Origin of the sequence: Mycobacterium sp. NPDC050041 (assembly GCF_049541695.1) — a bacterium.
GTDB lineage: Bacteria > Actinomycetota > Actinomycetes > Mycobacteriales > Mycobacteriaceae > Mycobacterium.
Genome location: NZ_JBMVDG010000001.1, coordinates 763,599 through 783,762 on the forward strand (window position 1 = coordinate 763,599; position 20,164 = coordinate 783,762).

Below are 20,164 nucleotides of genomic sequence, written 5' to 3' on the forward strand. Positions count from 1 at the left end.
CTCATCGCTTTCACTTATCCACCTGCCTCGGCGGGTAGGGGCGGACCGGCCGGTGCGGCCGGGGCGGGGCCGGGTGCCGGTCCCGCTGCGGGACCCGACATCGGCGACGGACCACCCGGATCACCCGGGATCACACCCGGCGCGGGGGCCGGCGGCGGGCCTGGCTGCGGGTACCACGGCGGCGGCAGCGGCTGGTTCTCCTGGTAGGCGTTCGGCGGCCCCGGCAGCTTGCCGTTCGCGCCGACACCGAAGGCGGGCGGCGCGGTAGGCGGTGGAATGTCAGGCCCACCGAGCAGTGCGGCCAGTGAGTCCGGCGTCAGCATGTTCGCGGTGAAGGGCTGCACGTCGACACCCTGCATCCCGGGCGCCACGACCCAACCGGGCTCGTGGTTGCCGTGCGAGAACAAGGTGTCGCGGGAGAAGATGCCGGGCACCGTCGTGTCCTTGTAGCCGGGCGGCGGCTGCAGCCGCGGCTCGGAGTAGGCGACCATCTTCGGCAGCGTCATCGCCGTGTTCACCTGGTTCAGGCCGAACGGCGGGGAGTTGAACTTGATCGCGTCGAGGATCGGCGCGAGGTATTGCGCGCACAGCTCGGCCGACTCCTGGTAACCCAGGCGGCTGCCCGCCTGGATCGCACTGCAAATGAACTGCATGGGGTTGGCCATGTTGTTGATCACCGGCAGACCCACGATGCCGCCGTTGACCGGCGAGCTGATGTTGACGATGTTCGCGCCGAGGTTCGGGAGCACGTGCAGACCGGTCTCGAGCCCGTCGAGCGGCTCCGGCTGCAGGATCGCGTTCGTCGCCTCGGCGAGGTTGTTCACGTCATGGGTCAGCACCTCGGCGTTCTCGTCGAGGAAGCCGCGGGTGGTGGACAGCAGCTGGTTCAGGTCCTGCAGCGCGTTGGCCAGTTCCCTGTCGGTGTTGGTGAACGCGTTCGTGAACTGCGCCAGGTCGTCGTTGAGCGCGACGAACTGCTGGTCGCTCTGATAAAGCGCGTTCACGAACATGGCTAGGCTCTTGACAATGCTGAAGAAGTCGTCGCGCCCTTCGTTGAGTGTGGTCAGCGCCTCCGACAGGCTGTTGAGCGTGGTGTTGATCTGCTTGCCCTTGCCCGCGAGGCCGTCGGCGAAGGATTCGATGACCTCACCGAACGGGCCCTTCGGATCCTCCTTCGAGGGACCGAGGTCGGTCAGGATCTTGTCGAGCGAGTCACGCAGTTCGTCCCACTCGACGGGCACCTGCGTCCGGTTGAGCGGGATGACCGCCCCGTCCTCCATCACGTCACCCCCGGTGTAAGCCGGGGTGAGCTGGATGGTGCGTGACGCGACCAGGCTCGGGTTCAGGATCGAGGCCGACGCGTCCTTCGGCACCTTGTACTTCGACTCGTAGGTGAAGGTGACCTTCATCTTGTCGCCGTCGGGGTCGATCGAGTCGATCCTGCCGACCTGGACACCCATGATCTGGACCTTGTCGCCGGGATACAGCGCCAGGGTGTCGGTGAAGTAGGCGGTGACGGTGTTGGTGGTCAGCTTCTTGTAGAGCTGCCAGCCCACGAACGCGGCCACCAACGCCACGATCACCAGAAGCGTTCCGATGATGACCGTGGCTCGGGACATCGCCGGCAACTTCATGTTGCGGATGTTGAAGATCGTCGACATCTGTCAGGCCCCCGTCATTCTTGTGCTCCGGGCGGGAGGAAGGGCGGGTTACCGGGCAGCGGCGCCGTGTTGACGGGCGGCAACTGCTGGCCGGGTCCCGGCGGTGGCGGCGGACCGTTCAGCGCAGGAGGCAGCGGCGACGTGCCGTCACCCTGCAGCGAACCGGGCGCGATGTACGGGTCGGCCGGACCAGTCGTCGGCGGGGCCAAGCGGGCTCCGGGCGGACCGGGCGCGAAGGGGCCTGGCGGTTCACCCGGGACCCCCGGCGAGAACTGACCGGGGAAGGCAGCGCCCGGCACCCCCGGCGCCGGAGCGGGGCCGTTCGGGTTCGGGTCCGACGTCGCCACGTTCGGCGGTCCGTAATTCGGGCCGTACGGGTTGTCCCCGAACGGTCCGACCGTCAGATCGGCACACGGCAGCGGGTTGCCCGGCGTGGGCAGGCCGTCGGCCGGCGGCGTGTACGAGCACGGGCTGCCCTTGACCACTGCGGGTCCAGGGAACTCCGGGGTGCCCTGCAGCGTCGCGGGCGCCGGCGGTGGAGCGCCGTTGTCCTGACGCTGGCCGTTCGGGTCCGGGAACTGGTAGGCGGGCAGGCCGGCGTCGCGCCAGAACTTCTGCGGATCGATGCCGCGCTTCTGGAAGGCGGCGTCCACCCACGGCTGCAGGATCCAGAACGGGGCCAGGTTGACCAGCATCACCTTGAAGTACGGACCGGACGCGAAGCCCTCGGCCAGCGATGCGGTGAACTTGCTCAGTGTGGTCAGCACGTCGACCAGGTCGAACTTGCGCTCCACCAGGATGTCGCTGATGGTGCGGAGCTGCTCGAGCACCTTGTTCAGGTTCGGGTTGTCGTCGATGAAGCCCTTCACCTGCTCGGAGAACGCCGACACCCGCTCCAGCAGCATGCTGACGGCGTACTGGCGCTCGTTGATCGCCCCCAGCAGCGTCTGCGCGTTCACCAGCAGCTGGTTGACCTGCTCGCTGCGCGATCCGAGCACGCCGGCGATCTTGTTGGCGTTGGCCAGCAGTTCCTTGAGCTGGTCGTCGCGCTTGCCGAGGGTGTCGGAGAACCGGGCCACCCCGTCGAGTGCGGCACTCAGGTGCGGGTAGGTCTGGTCGATCGTCTCCGACAGCACGTTCAGCGACCGCTTCACCGTGTCGGTGTCCCAGCCGGACGCCGCCTTCGTGACGTCGAAGAACGCGTCGTACACCTGGTACGGCGTGGTGGTCTGTCCGAGCGGGAGGACGCCGTTGACCTGTAGCGCCTTCGAGCCGCGGGGAATGATCTCCAGGTTCTTGCGGCCCAGGATGGTGTCGGTGCGGATGGCGGCGCGGCTGTCGCTGCCGATCTCCACGCCGCCGAGAGTGTAGCCGATGCGGATCTTGTCGCCGTCGATCTCGGTCCTTTTGACCTCGCCGACGTCCACGCCGGCGATGCGGACCTTGTCACCGGGGGTCAGACCCGCGGTGTCGGTGAACTGCGCGTAGTACACCGGCTGCGCGAAGAGCATCGGCACGCTGGCGAAGCTCTGCCCGACCCCGATGACCAGGACCAGGATGACCATGCCCATCAGGCCGTTGCGGACCCGGTTGCTTCCTTCGAGCGTCCTCATTGCGGCGTGCACCTACCCGACGGCTGCGACCAGACCTTGACCGTGCGCACCGGGCCACCGGGCTGCAGGCCGTTGAGCTTGAGGGTCACGTCGCACGCATAGAAGTTGAAGAAGTCGCCGTAGACGCCGCCCGCGCGGCCGAGGATCTTCAACGCGTTCGGCAGCCGGACCAGGATGTCATTGAGCTGCTCCTTGTCATCGATCAGCGGCTGCTGGGTGGCCTCGAGATAACCGACGGTGTCCTGCAGCAGCGGCCGGTTGTCGGCCAGCAGGTCGGCGACCGTGCCCGCGGCGTCGCTGATGTCGCCGACCGACGTGGCGATCGGATCGGCGCGGTTCTTCAGGCCGGTGATGAGCTTCTCGAAGTTCACCAGCGTCTCGTCGAACTGCTTCTGGTGCTTGACCGTGGTGTCGAGGACCGTGTTGAGGTTTCGGATGACCTCGCCGATCGCCTGGTCGCGGTCGGCCAGCGCCGACGTCAGAGACGCCGTCTGGTCGAGGATGTCGTTGATGGTGCCGCCCTGTCCCTGGAAGATCGTGATGATCGATTGGGCGATGTTGTTGACCTTGTCCGGGTCGAGCGCCCGGAACAGCGGCCGGAATCCGCCGACCAGCGCGTCGAGGTCCAGTGCCGGTTCAGTCCGCTCGATCGGGATCGTGCCGCCCGACGGCATCCGCCGGTCGCTGTCGCCGCGCTTGAGCTCCAGGTACCGGTCACCGATCAGGTTTAGGTAGCGGACCGAGGCGGTGGAACCCTCGAACAGCGGCAGCGAGCGGTCGACGGCGAAGGCCACCTCGACGCGGCTGCCCTCGTCGATGATCTTGACGTCCTTGACCTTGCCGACCTCGACGCCGGAGGCCCGGACGAACTGGCCGGGGCGCAGGCCGCTGGCGTTGGAGAAGATCGCCGTGTATCCCGAGGTGCGGTCGAACCGCATCTGCCCGAACACCACGATGATGATCGCGGTGAACAGCAGCAGCACCAGGGAGAAGGCGCCCAGCTTGATGGCGGTACCGGTGATTTTCATGGGTTGATCGTGTTCTCCCCGATCTGGCGTCCCCAGACGTACTCGATGGCGATGGGCTGGCCGAGCTCAATGTGGTTGTAGGGAGCGATGGAGGCACCGGTGTCCATCACCAGGTACGGCGCGGGCCACAGGTCGCGGGTGACCGGCTGCCAGCAGCCCGGCCTGCCCTCGGGGCCGCCCTTGGCGTTCACCCGCGGCAGGTTGTCCGGGTACACGTAGGGGTTGCCGGCGCCGAGCACCTCGGAGTGGGTCTGCAGGGAGTAGCCGTTGCCACCGAGCGAGGCGGAGATCTTCGGCCCCACGTCGTGGAAGTTGCGGATGGTGCAGAACAGTGCCGGGCTGTACTCGTCGAGGGTCTCGCTCGTCGGGACCAGATCCTCCGCGCCGCGCACGAGGTACGGGCCGCCCTTCTCGAACACCTCGCCGCCGGTGTTGCCGAACCCCACCGCGGCCATCAGCGCCGCATCGAGGTTGCCGCGCTCCTGGTTCAGGGTGCGCGCGGTGGTCACGGCGTTCTCCAGCCCGTCGAACAGGTCGGGCGACGCGTCGGCGTACACCTCACCCAGTTCGCCCAGCAGTTGAACGTCGCGGCGGATCTGGGGCATCTTCGGGTTGATGTCGGCGAGGATCTCGTTGCCGTTGATCACCGACTCACCGAACCGGTCGCCAAGTCCATCGAGCGCTTCGGCCGCCGCGGTCAGCGTCTGGTTCAGCTTGATCGGGTCGACCTGCTGGGCGACGTCGACCACCGTCTCGAACAGCGTGTTGAACTCGGTGGTCACCTTCGTCACGTCGATCACGTCGGAGCTGCTGATGCGCTGCTTCGACGGATTCTCCGGCGTCGAGAACGACACGTACTTGTTGCCGAACACCGTCGTCGCGGAGATGTCGGCCTTGACGTTCTGCGGGATCAGGTCGATGTACTTGGGCTCGACCTCGAGCAGGATCTTGGCGCGGGGTTCCTCGCCGACACTCTCGGCCTCGACCTCGGCGACCCGGCCGATCTCGACGCCGTTGTACGTCACCTTGTTGCCGGGGTCGAGGTTGAGGCCGGCGCGCGAGGACATCATGGTGAGCTGCTCGCGGGGGGCGAAGTCACCGCGGAACTGGAACCAGACCAGCGTGACCACCACCGCGGCGATCAGCACCAGCACCAGGCCGGCGAGCTTGTACGGCGGTGTCTTGGGCGTGTTGATGGGAGCGGTCATGGCTACACCGTCAGGTTGAAGTTCGGGTCGGTGCCGTACAGCGCCAACGAAGCAAACAGGACCACCAGCACGATCGCGATCAGGGAGGCCCGCATGGACCGGCCGACCGCCTCTCCGACGCCCACCGGGCCGCCGCTGGCGAAGTAGCCGTAGTAGCAGTGGTTCAGCATGACGATCACCGAGATGATGATCGCCTGCACGAACGACCACATCACGTCGTCCGGCCGCAGGAAGGTGCGGAAGTAGTGCTCGTAGGTGCCGGTCGACTGGCCGTAGAACAACGTCGTGGTGATCTGCGCGGACAGGAAGCTCATGATGATCGCCATCGCGTACAGCGGGATGATCACCACGAAGCCGGCCATGATCCGGGTGGACACCAGGTAGGAGATGGACTTGATGCCCATCACCTCGAGGGCGTCGATCTCCTCGGCGATGCGCATGGCGCCCAGTTCGGCGGTGGCGCCCGCGCCCACGGTCGCGGCCAGTGCCTGGCCGGACACCACGGGTGCGGCGATGCGGACGTTGACCAGTGCGGCGAAGAACCCGGTGAACGCCTCGACGCCGATGTTGCCGAGCGACGCGAAACCCTGGATGGCGATCAGCGAGCCGCCGGACAGGGTCACGAAACCGACGATCGCCACCGTTCCGCCGATCACGGCCATCGCGCCGGTGCCCATGCCGATCTCGGCGATCAGGCGCAGCATCTCCTTGCGGTAGAACCGCAGCGCGTGACCGATGGAGCCGACCGAGGTGACGACGAACCACGCGACGTGCCCGATGCTGTCGAGTCCGCGCGCCGGTGCGCTGGCGATCCTCTCGGCCCGGGCGACGCCCCGCGGGAAGCGCTGCCGCAGAACGGTTCCGGTCTCCGAATGTCCCTGAGTCTTGGTGGCCATGTCAGCGCCCCGTTCCAAAACGCACGCCGATGGTGGTCATCACGACGTTGACGGCGAAGAGGGCGATCACGCAGAGCACCAGCGTCTCGTTGACGGCCGTGCCCACGCCCTTGGCGCCGCCGGACACCGTGAGTCCGCGGTAGCAGCCCACCAGACCGGCGATCAGGCCGAAGGTAAGCGCCTTGACGATCGAGATGAGCACCTCGGGCAGTCCGGTGACCAGCGTCAGCGTCGACACGTAGGCGCCCGCCGAGATGTTCTGGATGTACACGCCGAAGATGAAGCCGCCCACCAGGCCGATGGTGATGACGGCGCCGTTGAGCAGGAACGCCACGAAGGTCGAGGCGAGCACCCGGGGCACGACGAGCCGGTGGATCGGGTCGATGCCGAGGACCTCGAGGGCGTCGATCTCCTCGCGGATGGTGCGGGCGCCGATGTCGGCGCAGATGGCCGTGGAACCCGCGCCCGCGACCACCAGCACGGTCACCAGCGGCCCGAGCTGCGTGACGGCGCCGAGCGCGGCGCCGGCACCCGAGATGTCCGCGGCGCCGAACTCGGCCAGCAGGATGTTCAGCGTGAAGATGATGAGCACGGTCAGCGGGATGGCGACCGCGATGGTGGGCAGGAACGCCACCCGCATCAGGAACCAGCCCTGCAGGACGAACTCGCGTCCCTGGAACGGCGTCTTGAAGGTTGCCCGGGCGGTGAGCACGCACATGCGGACGAAGCCGCCGACCGCTTCCAGAACCGGCCTGGCCTGGTCACGTACGTAACCCGTCAGACTGCCGGAACTGGCCGTCACCAGTGCACTCCCACGACGGAACCCGCTTCGTCATGGCGCAACGGCAATTCCTGTCGCACGCCCCCTCCTTGTCCCGTCCCCGCACGTGTGACGTCGATCTCCCTACCCAACGGTAGTAAGCAAGACCACCGGACTGTACCCGATGAATTCCTGGTCGCGGACCGCATCGGCCGGATTGAGCCTTCAACTGTTAGCAAACGCATCACCTTTGGCTAGCTCTCTCCAGAGGCGGCAGAAACTGTTGTCGCAGAAGAACTTTCGCCCGCGTCAGTAGATTGCTGGCCGGCGAACCGGGCGCGCAGTTCTGTCTTGAGCACTTTGCCGGCGGGGTTGCGAGGGAGCGCGTCGACGATCTCCAGGGCCTTCGGGTGCTTGTAACGCGCCAGCCGTTCGGTGAGGAAACCGTCGAGATCCGCGAGCGTGGGACCCTGCTCGGTCACCGCCGCCCCGACCGCCACGATGGCCACCGGCACCTCACCCCACTTCTCGTGTGCCCGCCCGATCACGGCCACCTCGGCGATGGCGGGGTGGGCGGCGAGCGCGTTCTCCACCTCGGCGCAGTAGATGTTCTCGCCGCCGGAGATGATCATGTCCTTCTTGCGGTCGACCACCCAGATGTAGCCCTCGTCGTCCTGGCGCACGAGATCGCCGGAGTGGAACCAGCCGCCCTCGAACGCCTCGGCGGTGGCCTTCGGGTTGTTCCAGTAGCCGGCCATCAGGGTCGGCGCGCGGTAGACGATCTCACCCACCTGCCCGGTCGGGACGTCGTTCATGTCCTCGTCGACCACGCGGGCGGCGACGGTGGGGATCACCTTGCCGACCGAACCGAGCTTGCGCAGCGCGTCCTGCGCCAGCAGCATGCACGTCACCGGCGACATCTCGGTCTGACCGAAAGCCGCGTAGATCTGGGTGCCCGGGAACATCTCTGACATGTCGCGCAGGAGAGTATCCGACGCCGGGGCGGCTCCCCAGGACAGCACCCGCAGCTTCACCGTCCGTGGCCTGGACCGCTGTTCGGCGCACACCGCCTGCCACTGGGCGGGCACCAGGAAGATGGACGTGACCTTCTCCGCCGCGAGCACGTCGAGCAGCGCGCCGGGATCGAAGGCGCCCAGCGGGTAGATCACGGTCGGCAGGCCGAGCAGCAGGCCGCTGCTCATGTTTCCCACCCCGGCGATGTGGAACAGCGGGACACCGATGAAGCCGACGTCGTTGTTGATGTCCGGGCTGACCGTGAAGAGGTTGGTCATCGCCTGGCCGGTGATGTTGTTGTGGGTCAGCACCGCGCCCTTCGGCCTGCCCGTGGTGCCCGAGGTGTACATGATCAGGGCGGGTGAATCGTTGGGGATGTCGACCGGCGCAGGCGGATCACCGGCGTCGTCGAGCAGGTCGTCGTAGCCGAGCACGGTGTCGGCGTCAGTGCTGCCGCCCGCCACGATCACCGTCGTCAGTGTCGGGTCGAGGTCGCGCACCGCGGTGGCGACCGGAGCGAGCACCGATTCGGTGACGACGACGCGGGCCTGGCAGTCGCCGACCAGGAACGCGATCTCGGGCGGCGTCATCCGGAAGTTGACCGGCACGGCGATCGCGCCGAGCTTGTTGGCCGCGAGCACCGACTCCATGAACTCGGTGCGGTTGAGCATCAGCACCAGCACCCGGTCGCCGAACCCGATGCCGCGGCGGCCGAGTGCGCCCGCGAGTGCGGTCACCCGCCGATCGAGCTCACTCCACGTCGTCGTGTGACCGAGGAACCGCAGCGCGGTCCCCTCCGGCTGCATGGCCGCATGCCGGGAGAGCTGGTTGACCCAGTTCTGCCGGCGGGCCAGATAGGGCTGCTCGGTGAGGGCGGGATGGTCGAGCTGGTTCAACGGCGGTGCTCCGGCGATCGTGGGTTGCGCACGGCTGATATTTGATCAAACATGGTGTAGCCCCGGTCACACTATGGCCTCGGTGGCTCGGGGACAACCCCATGCCAGACGGACACTCCCGCCATGGAGACCGACGTGAACGCACCTGCGACACCCCGGCTCGCGCCGACGCGACGGGTCCGCCGCGAACAACTCTCCGACGAGGTGGCCGCCCACCTGCGGTACGCGATCATGTCCGGTTCGCTGCGTCCTGGCGTGTTCATCCGGCTCGACGAGACGGCCGCTTCGCTGGGCGTCAGCATCACCCCGGTACGCGAGGCGCTGCGGACGTTGCGGGGCGAGGGCATGGTGCAGCTGGAACCGCACCGCGGCCACGTCGTCGTCCCGCTCAGCCGTGCCGACGTCGAGGACATCTTCTGGCTGCAGTCCACTATCGCCAAGGAACTGGCGGCGAGTGCGACCGCGCGCATCACCGACGCGCAGATCGACGAACTGGACCGGCTCATCGACGCGCTGGCCGTTGCCGTCGACGAGCGCGAGCCCGACCTGGTGGCGCAGGCCGTCTTCGACTTCCACCGGACGCTCAACCGGTCCACGGGACGGATCAAGCTGGCGTGGTTCCTGCTTCATGCGGCCCGCAATCTGCCGCCGCTGTTCTACGCCAACGACCCGCAGTGGGGCGAGCGGGCGGTGGCCAACCACCGGGCGGTGACCGCGGCGCTGCGCCGGCGCGACGCCGAGACCGTCGTGCGCCTGACCGACGCGCAGTTCACCGACGGCGCCCGGCGGCTGATGGCGCGGCTCGAGGAGATCGGGCTGTGGAGCTGAGTCAGGCGGCGCTGATCCGGCGCCGAGTGGCGATCACTTGAGGGCCACTTTGAGAACGCGATTGCGCTCATCGCTGACGTAGACGCTGCCCTGATTGTCGACGGCCAGAGCCGAGGGCTTGACCAGGTCGGTGAAGGGGAGCTCGGACTGCACGTTGGTCCTCGCGTCGAGCCTGAGGACCTTCCCCCCGAGGTAGTCGCTGACGTAGACGTTGTTCTGGCCGTCGACCGCAACTCCGAACGGCGCCACGAGACCCGGGAACGGCAGCACCTCCTGCCTGTCGGAGTCGGCGTACAGCTTGATGACGCCGATCCCTCCTCCCTGGGACACGTAGACGTTGCGCGCCTTGTCGACCGCCACATATGAAGCAGCCCGAACGTCGCGGAAGGGCAGCCGGATCTGACCGCCGCCAGGGGCAGGCAGCTCCACCACCTGGTTGCCCAGATGATCGGTGACGTAGACCGATCCGGCTCTGTCGACGGCCACCCCGGTCGGCATGCGCAGATCGGTGATCGGCAGCTTCTCCACCGCGGCGGACCCCGGGGCGAGTCTAACCACCTCGCCGGCAGACGGATCCGCGTCGGCGACGTACAGACGATTCGCCGTGTCCACGGCGATGCCCTGTCCGAACGTCACATCGCTGGCCGCGACGCGGGTCGGTGCGCCGGCGCCGGGAGGCAACATCCAGATCCCCCCTTCGACGAACAGGGTCACGTAGACGGTTCGATCGGGGCCGACGGCGATACCCGACGGAGACTCCTCGAGGCTGCCGAAAGGAAGCTCGACCGGTTCTCCGTATGGCGATGCCGCATTCGGTTCGGGCTGGGCAGTGGTGGCGTTGCCGACGACGGACCGTTCGGTCGCTCCCGCGAACCCCGCGATGACCCCGGCAGCGATGAGCACGACGGCACTGACGACGCACGCCATCACGGTGGCGCGTCGACCGCCTCGGCTCTGGACCGGCGAGATTCTGATCTGCGGGCGCAGCACAGTCGGCTGGGTGGGTGCGCGTGGGGGCCGCGGCGCCCACGGTGCGGTCGGCGGGACGGACTGCCGAGGCGCGATCGCCGCCCGGGCCGCCGCGGCGAGCGCGGACGCCGTGGGAAAGCGCCGCTCCACGTCGCGGGCCATCCCGAGCTCGATGACCGCGTCGAGCGCCCGCGGAAGGCCCGGCATCACATCGGTGACTCGGGGCGGCGTGCCTGCCGGGCGGTCCGGCTGCTGTCCGGTCAGGCACTCGAACAGAACGCACGTCAGCGAGTAGACGTCGGATCTCGCATCGGCTGCGGCGTCGGTGAGCAGCTCCGGCGCGGTGTACGCCGGGGTACCCCAGGCATGCGTGCCCGCACTCCCCTGTGCGCCGGCCGAGCCGAAGTCGACGAGATATACGAAGCCGTCCGGTGTGACGAGGATGTTCGACGGCTTGAGGTCTTTGTGCACCAGACCGATGTGATGGGCGGCGTCCAGAGCCAGAGCGGCCTGCTCCACGATGGCGACGGATCGAGCCGGATCGAGCCGCCCCGCGTCCCGGAGCAGGGTGCCGAGGTCGTGTCCCTCGATCAGCCGCATGTCGACGTACAGCTGCCCGTCGATCTCCCCGAAGCCGTGGATGGGCACGATGTGGGGGTCGTTGAGCCGGGCGGCAGCCAGGCCCTCGCGGCGAAATCGGTCGCGGAAGTCCGGATCGGCGGCCGCACGGGGCGAGAGGACCTTCAGCGCGACGAAACGTCCGGTCGAGGTGTCGTAGGCCCGGAACACGTGCCCCACCTGTCCGGCGCCCAACGACTCCAGCAGCCGGTAGCCCCCGAGAACGGTCGGCTCACTCCTCGTCACACCGAGAAACTCTGCCACCGCGCGCCGCCGGTCACCGACGCGTGTTTCACCGCACCGGCAGCTTCACCACCCGATCGCGAACGTCGGAGACGTAGACGTTGCCGTCCCCGTCGACGGCCACCGCATTTGGTTTGACCAGATCGACGAACGGCAGTTCCTCCTGGTCGCCGGTCCCCGCGTCGAGTTTCCACACCTTGCCGGTGCCCAGATCGGTGATGTACACGGCGCCGTCCCCGTCGACGGCGATTCCGGAGGGGTCGACCAGTCCCGTGAACGGCACCACCTCCTGCCCACCGGACGTGCTGGTTCCCATCTTGAGGACATCCCCGCGGACCTGCGTGGCGTACACGGTGCCGGTCGCGTCGACGGCGATGTGGCCGGAGCTCCGCAGGTCGCGGAACGGCATCTCGACCTGGTTGGACGAGCCGGCGGACAGCCGCACTACCCGACGGGTCTGATCCACCACGTACACATCTCCGGCGGGATCGACCGCGACCCCCTGGGGCGACTCGAGGCCCGTGAACGGCAGATCGATCTGCGGCGTCGCTCCTGCGCCCAACCGCACGACGCGCGCGGGAGTGAGATAGGAGGCGACATACACCGCACCGGCATCGTCGACGGCCACTCCCGACGGCGCCATCACGTTGCTGAGCGGCAGCTTCGTCGGTGTGTCGGAGCCGGCCGGGAGCTTGATCACACCGTCGAGACCGGTGGCGTAGACGCTGCCCTCGTCGTCCACCGCGAGTTCGTCCGTACCGACCTGTCTGATGGGGAGTTCGATCGGCTCGCCGTAGGACGCAGGGGGCGGGTCCTGCGATTGCGTGGCCGCCGGTGACGTGGCCCGGTCCTGCGTCGCGACGATGACGCCGCCTGCCGTCAGCGTCGCCACCGCGGTGATCGCCGCCGCGACGAGCGGTGCCCGCCGGCGCCACCACGGCCGGCGCACCCCCGGGGGCAGCCCAGGCTGCGGGGCGAGCGGGGCGAATCCGCCCGCCGGTGCAGGGTGTGGCCCCGACATCGGAGCGTGTCCGGGACCCGCGGATGCGAAGCCACCGAAGTGGGCCGGAGGTGGTTGCGGCGCGACCTGGACGGTGCCGTCGAGAACGCCACGGGCGGCGCGCGCGAACTCCGACACCGTCGCGAACCGGTCCGCCGGGTCCTTGGCCAGTCCGCGCCCGATCACCCCGTCGAACAGCGCGGGGAGCCCCGGCTTGACCGTGCCGGTCCGGGGCGGCGGCGAGAACATGTGCCCGGCCATGACGCGCTGCGGGTTCCCGCCGCCGTACGGCTTCTTCCCAGTCAGGCATTCGAACAGCACGCACGCCAGAGAGTAGACGTCGCTGCGCGGATCGAGAGTGTCGCTGCTGAACCGCTCGGGCGCCATGTAGGCCAACGTCCCGAACGTCATGCCGGTCGCCGTCAGCCGGCTGTCGTGCGTCGCGCGGGCGATGCCGAAGTCGATGAGGTAGGCGAAGTCGCGCGCGCCGATCAGCACGTTCGACGGTTTGACGTCACGGTGCACCAGCCCGACCCGGTGCGCGGCCTCCAGCGCCGAGGCGATCTGCTCGACGATCGCGACGGCGCGGAACGGTTCGAGACCGCCGGGGCTCTCGCGCAGGACGAGGTCCAGATCGCGGCCCTCCACGAGGCGCATGTCGACGAACAACCGCCCGTCGATCTCCCCGAACCGGTGGATGGGGATGACGTGCGGATCACTCAGCTGCGCAGCGAGATGCGCCTCGCGACGGAACCGCGCCTGGAAGTCGGTGTCCGCCGCCATGTGCGGCGCGAGCACTTTGACGGCGACCACCCGCTGGGTCTGCGTGTCGTATGCGCGGAAGACCTGTCCCATCGCGCCGCTGCCCAGCAGGCGCTCCAGCCGGTACCACCCGAACGTGGTCGCGCCGCCCACCCCCTGGCCCCCGTCCATGCGGTCAGGCGGAGAGCTGCTCGGCGCGCGCCTTGAGATTGTCGGCCAGGTAGTCGATGGTGTCGCCGATCGCCTTCTTCACCATCGGCTTCGGGATGGCCAGCTTGGTCTCCACGTCGAGGTCGACGGTGAGCAGTGACGTCGGCCCCATCGGCACCACGGAGAACTTCTGCTCCTGCTTGTCGAAGTGGTCGCCCTGCTGCAGCATCGTGAAGATCTCGTTCTCGCCGGGGTAGTACACGGCGGTGATGAACGTGCCCGCCTGGCCCTGCACCTCGACATCGAGCCGGAGCTGACTCGGCCGGCCGTCGTCGTAGCGGGCCAGGATCCAGCAGCCCTTGATCTCGGGGTTCCACTCCGGGTACTTCTCGAAGTCGCGGACGATCCCCAGGATCGCCTCGGCGGGGGCCGACACCTCGACGGTCTTGCTCACCAGCGGCATCGGCCGAGCATAGCGAGCGTCAGTCCGACGCCACGCGAGCAGATTCGAGCAGTTCCCGGATCGGATCGGGGATCGGCACCGGGCGTCTGGTCCCGCGGTCGACGTAGACGTGCACCCAGTGCCCGACGGCCGAGACCGGCACGTCGCCCTCCGACGCCGGGAAGACCGAGAGCCGGTAGGTGACGCTGCTGGTGCCGATCCGGGTGACGGCCAGGCCCACCGCGAGCGGGTCGGGGAACTTGAGCTCCGCGTAGTACTGGCAGCCTGACTCGGCGACCACCCCCAGCCACGGCGCCTCGAGCGGATCCACCTCGATCGTGGTGGTGATCCACGCGTTGATCGCGGTGTCGAACAGCGCGTAGTACACCGCATTGTTGAGGTGGCCGAACATGTCGTTGTCCGTCCATCGGGTCAGCACCGGCCAGTGCACGGGGAAGTCGCGACTGGTGAGGTCGGTCGGCATGGGTAGCAGTCTCGCAGTCGGGCAGTCTGGAGGTCATGACAGTGCGCATCCGCGGCGCGGTGCTCGAGGAGATCGGGCGCCCCAGGCCCTACACCGAGTCGACTCCCCTGACCGTCAGCGACCTCGACCTCGCGCCGCCGGGCCCCGACGAGCTGCTCATCGCCATCGAGGCCGCCGGGCTCTGCCACTCCGATCTGTCGGTGGTCGACGGCAACCGGGTGCGCCCGGTGCCGATGCTGCTCGGCCACGAGGCCGCGGGCGTGGTGGAGCAGATCGGGCCCGGTGGATCGGACCTCGCCGTGGGCCAGCGCGTGGTGATGACGTTCCTGCCGCGCTGCGGGCACTGCCCCGCCTGCGCGAGCGACGGCCTCACCCCGTGCGAACCGGGCAGCGCCGCCAACGCCGCGGGCACGTTGATGCACGGCGACATCCGCCTGAGCCGCGACGGCCGGCCCGTGCACCACCACCTCGGCGTCTCCGGCTTCGCCACCCACGCCGTCGTCGACCGGCACTCGGTGGTCCCGGTCGATGCCGACGTCCCGCCGGTGGTCGCGTCACTGCTGGGATGCGCCGTGCTCACCGGCGGCGGCGCCGTGCTCAACGTCGGGCGGCCGCAGCCCGGTCAGACCGTCGCGGTGGTCGGCCTCGGCGGTGTGGGCATGGCCGCGGTGATCACCGCGCTGGCCCACGACGATGTCCGGGTGGTCGGCATCGACCAACTCGACGACAAGCTGGACCGGGCCCGCGCGATGGGCATCCACGGGGCCTACACCCCGGAGCAGGCCGCCGAGCAGAACCTCAAGGCGGCGGTGGTGATCGAGGCGGTCGGCCACCCCGCGGCGCTGGAGACCGCGGTCGCGCTCACCGCGCCGGGCGGCCGCACCGTGACCGTCGGCCTGCCCCGGCCCGACGCGCGGATTACGTTGTCGCCGTTGGGTTTCGTCGCCGAGGGCAGGTCGCTGATCGGCAGCTACCTCGGTTCGGCGGTGCCGGCCCGCGACATCCCGGTGTTCGTCGACCTGTGGCGGTCGGGTCGGCTGCCGGTGGAGTCGCTGGTGTCGTCCACCATCACCCTCGACGAGATCAACTCCGGTATGGATCGTCTCGCCGAGGGCGAGGCGGTGCGTCAGGTGATCAGTTTCGGCTAGCGCCGGCGCCGACCGGAACCTTCGTCGCGATGCCCTCGCGGCGGAGCGCGTCCACGATCAGCGACCGCAGCCTGCGGCTCACCTCGAACTGCTTGCCCGGCAGCGTGCGGGCCACCATCTGCAGGTTGACCGTGTCGAGTTCGATGCTGTCAACGCCCATCAGTGACGGCTCGTCGAGCAGCAGGTCCGGGAGGCCGTCGTCCTTCATCGCCGCGCTCGAGACGCTGCGGAGCACCTCGTTCACATGGTTGAGATCCGCCGAGGCGGGCACCGGCACGTCGACGACGGCGCGCGCCCAGTCCTTGGACAGGTTCAGCGCCTTGACGATCTGACCATTGGGCACGGTGTACATCTCGCCGTCGGCCGTGCGCAGCTTCGTCACCCGCAGGGTGACGTCCTCGACCGTGCCCTGCGCCGTCCCGCCGCCGTTCACGGTGAGCTCGACGAGGTCACCGAAGCCGTACTGCTTCTCGGTGATGACGAAGAAGCCGGACAGCAGATCCTGCACGATGCGCTGGGCGCCGAAACCGAGCGCGGCGCCGAGCACCGCGGCCGGTGCCACCAGCGACCCGACCGGCAGGCCCAACTGGTTGGCGATGTCGACCGCGACCATCACGTACAGCACCGCGATCGCCACCGACGAGATCACCGACGCCAGCGCCTGCCGGTGCTTGACGCTCTCCGAGCGCACGACGGCGTCGCTGTCGTCGACGCGGCTCAGGCGGTTGCTGATCCGCTTGGCGACGTAGCGGATCACCCGGGTCGCGATCACCACGAACACCAGGACCAGCAGGATGTGCAGGCCTTTGGTGGCGAGCCAGTGGCCCAGGCTGTTCTGCCAGAAGCCGTACCAGGAGTCGCCGAACGCCGCGAGGTTGCGGATGTCTGGGGTCTCGGTGTCTGAAGTCATCGCCCGGGAGCCTTCCCACTGCCCGCGGGGGGCCAAACACCGCTGTTACCCGGCGCACACAACATGTATGATGAGTTGGCAACTCATCATATGTCTATCAGCGCCCCCAGGAGTCCCGATGTCCGACCGCATCCGCCACCTCACGCTCTCCCACGTCGTCCTGCCGCTCGACAACCCGGTCAGCGACGCCAAGGTGCTCACCGGGCGGCAGAAGCCGCTCACCGAGACCGTGCTGCTGTTCGTCGAGGTCGTCACCGAGGACGGGCACGAGGGGATGGGCTTCAGCTACTCGAAGCGGGCGGGCGGGCGGGCGCAGTACGCGCACCTGGCCGAGATCGCCGACACGGTCCTCGGCCAGGACCCGTCCGACATCGAACGCATCTACCAGTCGCTGCTGTGGGCGGGCGCATCGGTGGGCCGCTCGGGCGTCGCCACCCAGGCGATCGCGGCGCTCGACGTCGCACTGTGGGACCTCAAGGCCCGCCGGGCCGGCCTGCCGCTGGCCAAGCTGCTCGGTGCGCACCGCGATTCGTGCCGGGTGTACAACACCTCCGGCGGCTTCCTGCAGGCCTCGATCGACGAGATCAAGGAGAAGGCCACCGCATCGCTCGAGTCGGGCATCGGCGGCATCAAGATCAAGGTGGGTCAGCCCGACTGGCAGACCGATCTGGACCGGGTCGCCGCCATGCGCGAACACCTCGGTGACGCGCCCCTGATGGTGGACGCCAACCAGCAGTGGGACCGGGCCCGCGCCCGCCGGATGTGCCGCGAGCTCGAACGCTTCGACCTGATCTGGATCGAGGAGCCGCTCGACGCCTGGGACGCCGTCGGCCACGCCGACCTCAGCCACACCTTCGACACCCCGATCGCCACCGGCGAGATGCTCACCTCCGTGCCCGAGCACCTGGCGCTGCTCGACGCCGGTTACCGCGGGATCGTGCAGCCCGACGCCCCGCGGATCGGCGGCATCACGCCGTTCCTGCGCTTCGCGACGCTGGCCTCCCAGGCCGGGCTGGCGCTGGCGCCGCACTACGCGATGGAGATCCACCTGCACCTGGCCGCGGCCTATCCCACCGAGCCGTGGGTCGAGCACTTCGAATGGCTGAACCCGCTGTTCGACGAGCGCATCGAGATCCGGGACGGCCGGATGTGGCTGCCGGAGCGGCCGGGCCTCGGCTTCACCCTGAGCGACCGGATGCGCGCGCTGACCAAGGAGTCCGCGTCGTTCGGTACGCGATGATCTATCCGTGACGACGACATTGGCGGCGGGGGTGGTCGCCGGGCTGAAGGACAAGATCTTCACCGGCGCCCTGCTGCCCGGCCACAAGCTGCCCTCCGAAGCCGAGCTGATCGAGGAATTCGGGGTGTCGCGCACGGTGGTCCGCGAGGCCGTCACCCGCCTGCGCGCCGAGGGTCTGGTGGAAACGTTCCAGGGCCGCGGGTCGTTCGTGCTCGCGGTGCCCGAGCCCACGTCGTTCACCGTCGAGTCGGCCGCGCTGCGCACCCACCGCGACGTGCTCGACATGGTGGACTTCCGGCTCGGCGTGGAGTCCGAGACGGCCGCGCTGGCCGCCGCCCGCATCGACGCCGCCGGCCGCGACATCATCCGGTCGGCGCTGGCGGCGTTCGTGGCGGCCGCGCCGGAGGACGCCGTGGAGGCCGATTTCCGCTTCCACCGGGCCGTCGCGGCGGTCAGCGCGAACCGCTTCTGCCTCGAGCTGCTCGACTCGCTGGGCCCGATGATGATCATGCTGCCGCGCGCCCGGCTGGGCGCCGAGTACTCGATCACCGACGCCGGCCATGCCGCGCGGGTGCAGCGCGAACACGACGACATCGCGGCCGCGGTGCTGGCCGGAGAACCCGACACCGCCCGCGCCGCGATGCGGCTGCATCTGGGCAACACCCGAAGGCGGCTGGCCGCCGGGCGGTAGCTCAGACGCGGCGAGTGTGAAACGTGGGCGGGAATCCGGTCGGATCTCCGCCCACGTTTCACACTCGTGAGGGCTAGACGCCCACTTTGTCTGCGGGGTCGGCGGATTCGACCTTGGCCTTGCGCGCCGACATCACGTGCCGGATCACGGGCAGCGCGATCAGCAGGAAGAAGATGGCCAGGATGACCCCTGAGATGGGCCGGGTGAAGAAGCCCGTCGCGTCGCCGCCGAAGATGAGCAGCGAACGGCGCGTGCTGGATTCGATGATGGATCCGAGCACGAATGCCAGCACCATGGGGCCGGGATCGAAGCCGGCCTTCTTCATCAGGTAGCCGATCACACCGAAGGCCACCATCAGGTAGATGTCGAAGACCGAGTTGTTGATCGTGTACACGCCGAGGATGGTGATGAGTGCGGTGATCGGCGCCAGGATCGCCGGGCGGACCCGCAGGATGCGCACGAACAGCCCGACCAGCGGGATCGACAGGATCAGCAGCAGGATGTTGCCGATGTACATCGAATTGATGACGCCCCAGAACACGTCGGGGTGCTCGCTGACGAGCTGCGGGCCGGGCGAGACGCCCAGGATCAGCAAGGCGCCGAACAGCATCGCCATCGTGGCGTTGGCCGGCAGGCCGATGGTCAGCAGCGGGATGAACGACGACGTGGCCGCCGCATTGTTCGCGGTCTCGGGGGCTGCGACGCCTTCGATCGCGCCGCGGCCGAACCGCTCGGGCGTCTTGGAGCGGCGCTTCTCCGTGGCGTAGGCCACGATCGAGGACAGCACCGCACCGCCGCCGGGCAGCACGCCGAGCACGAAGCCGATGATCGACCCGCGGCCGATGGCGCCCGAGGACTGCTTGAGCTCCGCCTTCGACGGCCAGACGTTGCCGACCTTGGTGGGCGGCTGCACCTTGCGGTGCCGCTGCTCGAGGTTGTAGAGGATCTCACCGACACCGAACAGGCCCATGGCCACCACGACGAAGTCGATGCCGTCGGCGAGCTGCAGGCTGTCGAACGTGAAACGGCTTGCGCCGCTGAAGCTGTCGCGGCCCACGGTGGCCAGCAGCAGGCCGATCGTGCCTGCGATCAGCGCTTTGAGCTTGTTGCCGCTGCCGATCGTGGCGACCAGCAGGACGCCGAGCAGGGCGAGCGCCGCATACTCCGGCGGGCCGAAGTCCAGTGCGACGCTGGCGACCACCGGCGCCAGCAGCGTCAGGCCGACGATCGAGATCGTCGCGCCGACGAACGATCCGATGGCCGCGATGCCCAGAGCGGTGCCGGCCTTGCCCTGTTTCGCCAGCGCGAACCCGTCGAACACGGTGACCACCGAGGACGCCTCACCGGGCAGCCGCAGCAGCACCGAGGTGATGGTGCCGCCGTACTGGGCGCCGTAGTAGATGCCGGCCAGCATGATGATCGCCGACACCGGGTCGATGGTGTAGGTGATCGGCAGCAGGATGGCGATGGTCGCCGCGGGGCCCAGGCCCGGCAGCACGCCGATGATCATCCCGATCAGCACGCCGGCCAGGCAGTACAGCAGGTTCTTCGGCTCGACGACGAGGGCGAACCCGTCGAGAAACGCGGTGAAATCCATGGATTC

17 protein-coding genes are annotated in these 20,164 nt (G+C 68.6%); 4 read left to right on the forward strand and 13 right to left on the reverse strand.

Annotation, left to right across the window (positions count from 1 at the left end; all coding sequences use genetic code 11):
• Positions 1-14: 14 nt before the first annotated feature.
• From ACPCHZ_RS03745 to fadD5, 7 genes are all read right to left on the reverse strand, one after another.
• A complete protein-coding gene (locus ACPCHZ_RS03745) occupies positions 15-1,661 on the reverse strand; it encodes a virulence factor Mce family protein (RefSeq protein WP_302913494.1) in 1,647 nt (548 codons plus the stop codon).
• A 14-nt stretch (positions 1,662-1,675) separates the two neighbouring features.
• On the reverse strand, positions 1,676-3,274 hold the full coding sequence (locus ACPCHZ_RS03750) for a virulence factor Mce family protein (protein ID WP_302913493.1): 1,599 nt from the start codon (positions 3,272-3,274) through the stop codon (positions 1,676-1,678).
• Positions 3,271-4,302 carry a virulence factor Mce family protein gene (locus ACPCHZ_RS03755; protein ID WP_302913492.1) on the reverse strand — a complete coding sequence of 344 codons (1,032 nt, stop codon included), beginning with the start codon at positions 4,300-4,302 and terminating at the stop codon, positions 3,271-3,273. The genes ACPCHZ_RS03750 and ACPCHZ_RS03755 overlap by 4 nt, the downstream gene beginning before the upstream one ends.
• Entirely contained in the window at positions 4,299-5,510 is a 1,212-nt protein-coding gene (locus ACPCHZ_RS03760) for an MCE family protein (protein ID WP_423483502.1), read from the reverse strand. Before ACPCHZ_RS03760 ends, ACPCHZ_RS03755 begins: the two co-directional genes overlap by 4 nt.
• Before the next feature lie 2 nt (positions 5,511-5,512).
• Entirely contained in the window at positions 5,513-6,406 is an 894-nt protein-coding gene (locus ACPCHZ_RS03765) for an MlaE family ABC transporter permease (protein WP_423483503.1), read from the reverse strand.
• Between the two features lies 1 nt (position 6,407).
• On the reverse strand, positions 6,408-7,124 hold the full coding sequence (locus ACPCHZ_RS03770) for an MlaE family ABC transporter permease (protein WP_408633265.1): 717 nt from the start codon (positions 7,122-7,124) through the stop codon (positions 6,408-6,410).
• 296 nt (positions 7,125-7,420) lie between these two features.
• On the reverse strand, positions 7,421-9,076 hold the full coding sequence (gene fadD5, locus ACPCHZ_RS03775; RefSeq protein ID WP_302913489.1) for a fatty-acid--CoA ligase FadD5: 1,656 nt from the start codon (positions 9,074-9,076) through the stop codon (positions 7,421-7,423).
• 123 nt (positions 9,077-9,199) lie between these two features.
• On the opposite strand from fadD5, the gene ACPCHZ_RS03780 reads away from it, so the two are divergent.
• On the forward strand, positions 9,200-9,904 hold the full coding sequence (locus ACPCHZ_RS03780; protein ID WP_423483504.1) for a GntR family transcriptional regulator: 705 nt from the start codon (positions 9,200-9,202) through the stop codon (positions 9,902-9,904).
• A 33-nt stretch (positions 9,905-9,937) separates the two neighbouring features.
• On the opposite strand, the gene ACPCHZ_RS03785 is transcribed toward ACPCHZ_RS03780, so the two are convergent.
• The 4 genes from ACPCHZ_RS03785 to ACPCHZ_RS03800 are packed head-to-tail and all read right to left on the reverse strand — an operon-like array spanning position 9,938 to position 14,572.
• A complete protein-coding gene (locus ACPCHZ_RS03785; protein ID WP_423483505.1) occupies positions 9,938-11,737 on the reverse strand; it encodes a serine/threonine-protein kinase in 1,800 nt (599 codons plus the stop codon).
• 46 nt (positions 11,738-11,783) lie between these two features.
• Entirely contained in the window at positions 11,784-13,667 is a 1,884-nt protein-coding gene (locus tag ACPCHZ_RS03790; RefSeq protein WP_423483506.1) for a serine/threonine-protein kinase, read from the reverse strand.
• A gap of 4 nt (positions 13,668-13,671) precedes the next feature.
• Positions 13,672-14,109 (reverse strand): SRPBCC family protein, encoded by a 438-nt coding sequence (locus ACPCHZ_RS03795; protein ID WP_264014614.1) that lies wholly within the window; start codon positions 14,107-14,109, stop codon positions 13,672-13,674.
• A 19-nt stretch (positions 14,110-14,128) separates the two neighbouring features.
• Positions 14,129-14,572: an acyl-CoA thioesterase gene (locus ACPCHZ_RS03800; protein WP_423483507.1), complete on the reverse strand. Its 444-nt coding sequence runs from the start codon at positions 14,570-14,572 to the stop codon at positions 14,129-14,131.
• A 35-nt stretch (positions 14,573-14,607) separates the two neighbouring features.
• Here ACPCHZ_RS03800 and ACPCHZ_RS03805 point away from each other — a divergent pair, with 35 nt between their 5' ends.
• Positions 14,608-15,720, forward strand: coding sequence for an alcohol dehydrogenase catalytic domain-containing protein (locus ACPCHZ_RS03805; protein ID WP_423483508.1), 1,113 nt, complete (start codon positions 14,608-14,610; stop codon positions 15,718-15,720).
• Here the strand turns inward: ACPCHZ_RS03805 and ACPCHZ_RS03810 are convergent.
• Positions 15,707-16,630, reverse strand: coding sequence for a mechanosensitive ion channel family protein (locus ACPCHZ_RS03810; protein ID WP_423483509.1), 924 nt, complete (start codon positions 16,628-16,630; stop codon positions 15,707-15,709). The two genes, ACPCHZ_RS03805 and ACPCHZ_RS03810, sit on opposite strands and share 14 nt — an antisense overlap.
• A 118-nt stretch (positions 16,631-16,748) precedes the next feature.
• On the opposite strand from ACPCHZ_RS03810, the gene ACPCHZ_RS03815 reads away from it, so the two are divergent.
• Both ACPCHZ_RS03815 and ACPCHZ_RS03820 read left to right on the forward strand, forming a co-directional pair.
• Positions 16,749-17,870 carry an L-talarate/galactarate dehydratase gene (locus tag ACPCHZ_RS03815; protein ID WP_423483510.1) on the forward strand — a complete coding sequence of 374 codons (1,122 nt, stop codon included), beginning with the start codon at positions 16,749-16,751 and terminating at the stop codon, positions 17,868-17,870.
• A gap of 7 nt (positions 17,871-17,877) precedes the next feature.
• A complete protein-coding gene (locus ACPCHZ_RS03820) occupies positions 17,878-18,561 on the forward strand; it encodes a FadR/GntR family transcriptional regulator (protein ID WP_423483511.1) in 684 nt (227 codons plus the stop codon).
• A 73-nt stretch (positions 18,562-18,634) separates the two neighbouring features.
• Here ACPCHZ_RS03820 and ACPCHZ_RS03825 read toward each other — a convergent pair whose 3' ends face one another.
• On the reverse strand, positions 18,635-20,158 hold the full coding sequence (locus ACPCHZ_RS03825; RefSeq protein WP_423483512.1) for a tripartite tricarboxylate transporter permease: 1,524 nt from the start codon (positions 20,156-20,158) through the stop codon (positions 18,635-18,637).
• Positions 20,159-20,164 lie beyond the last annotated feature (6 nt).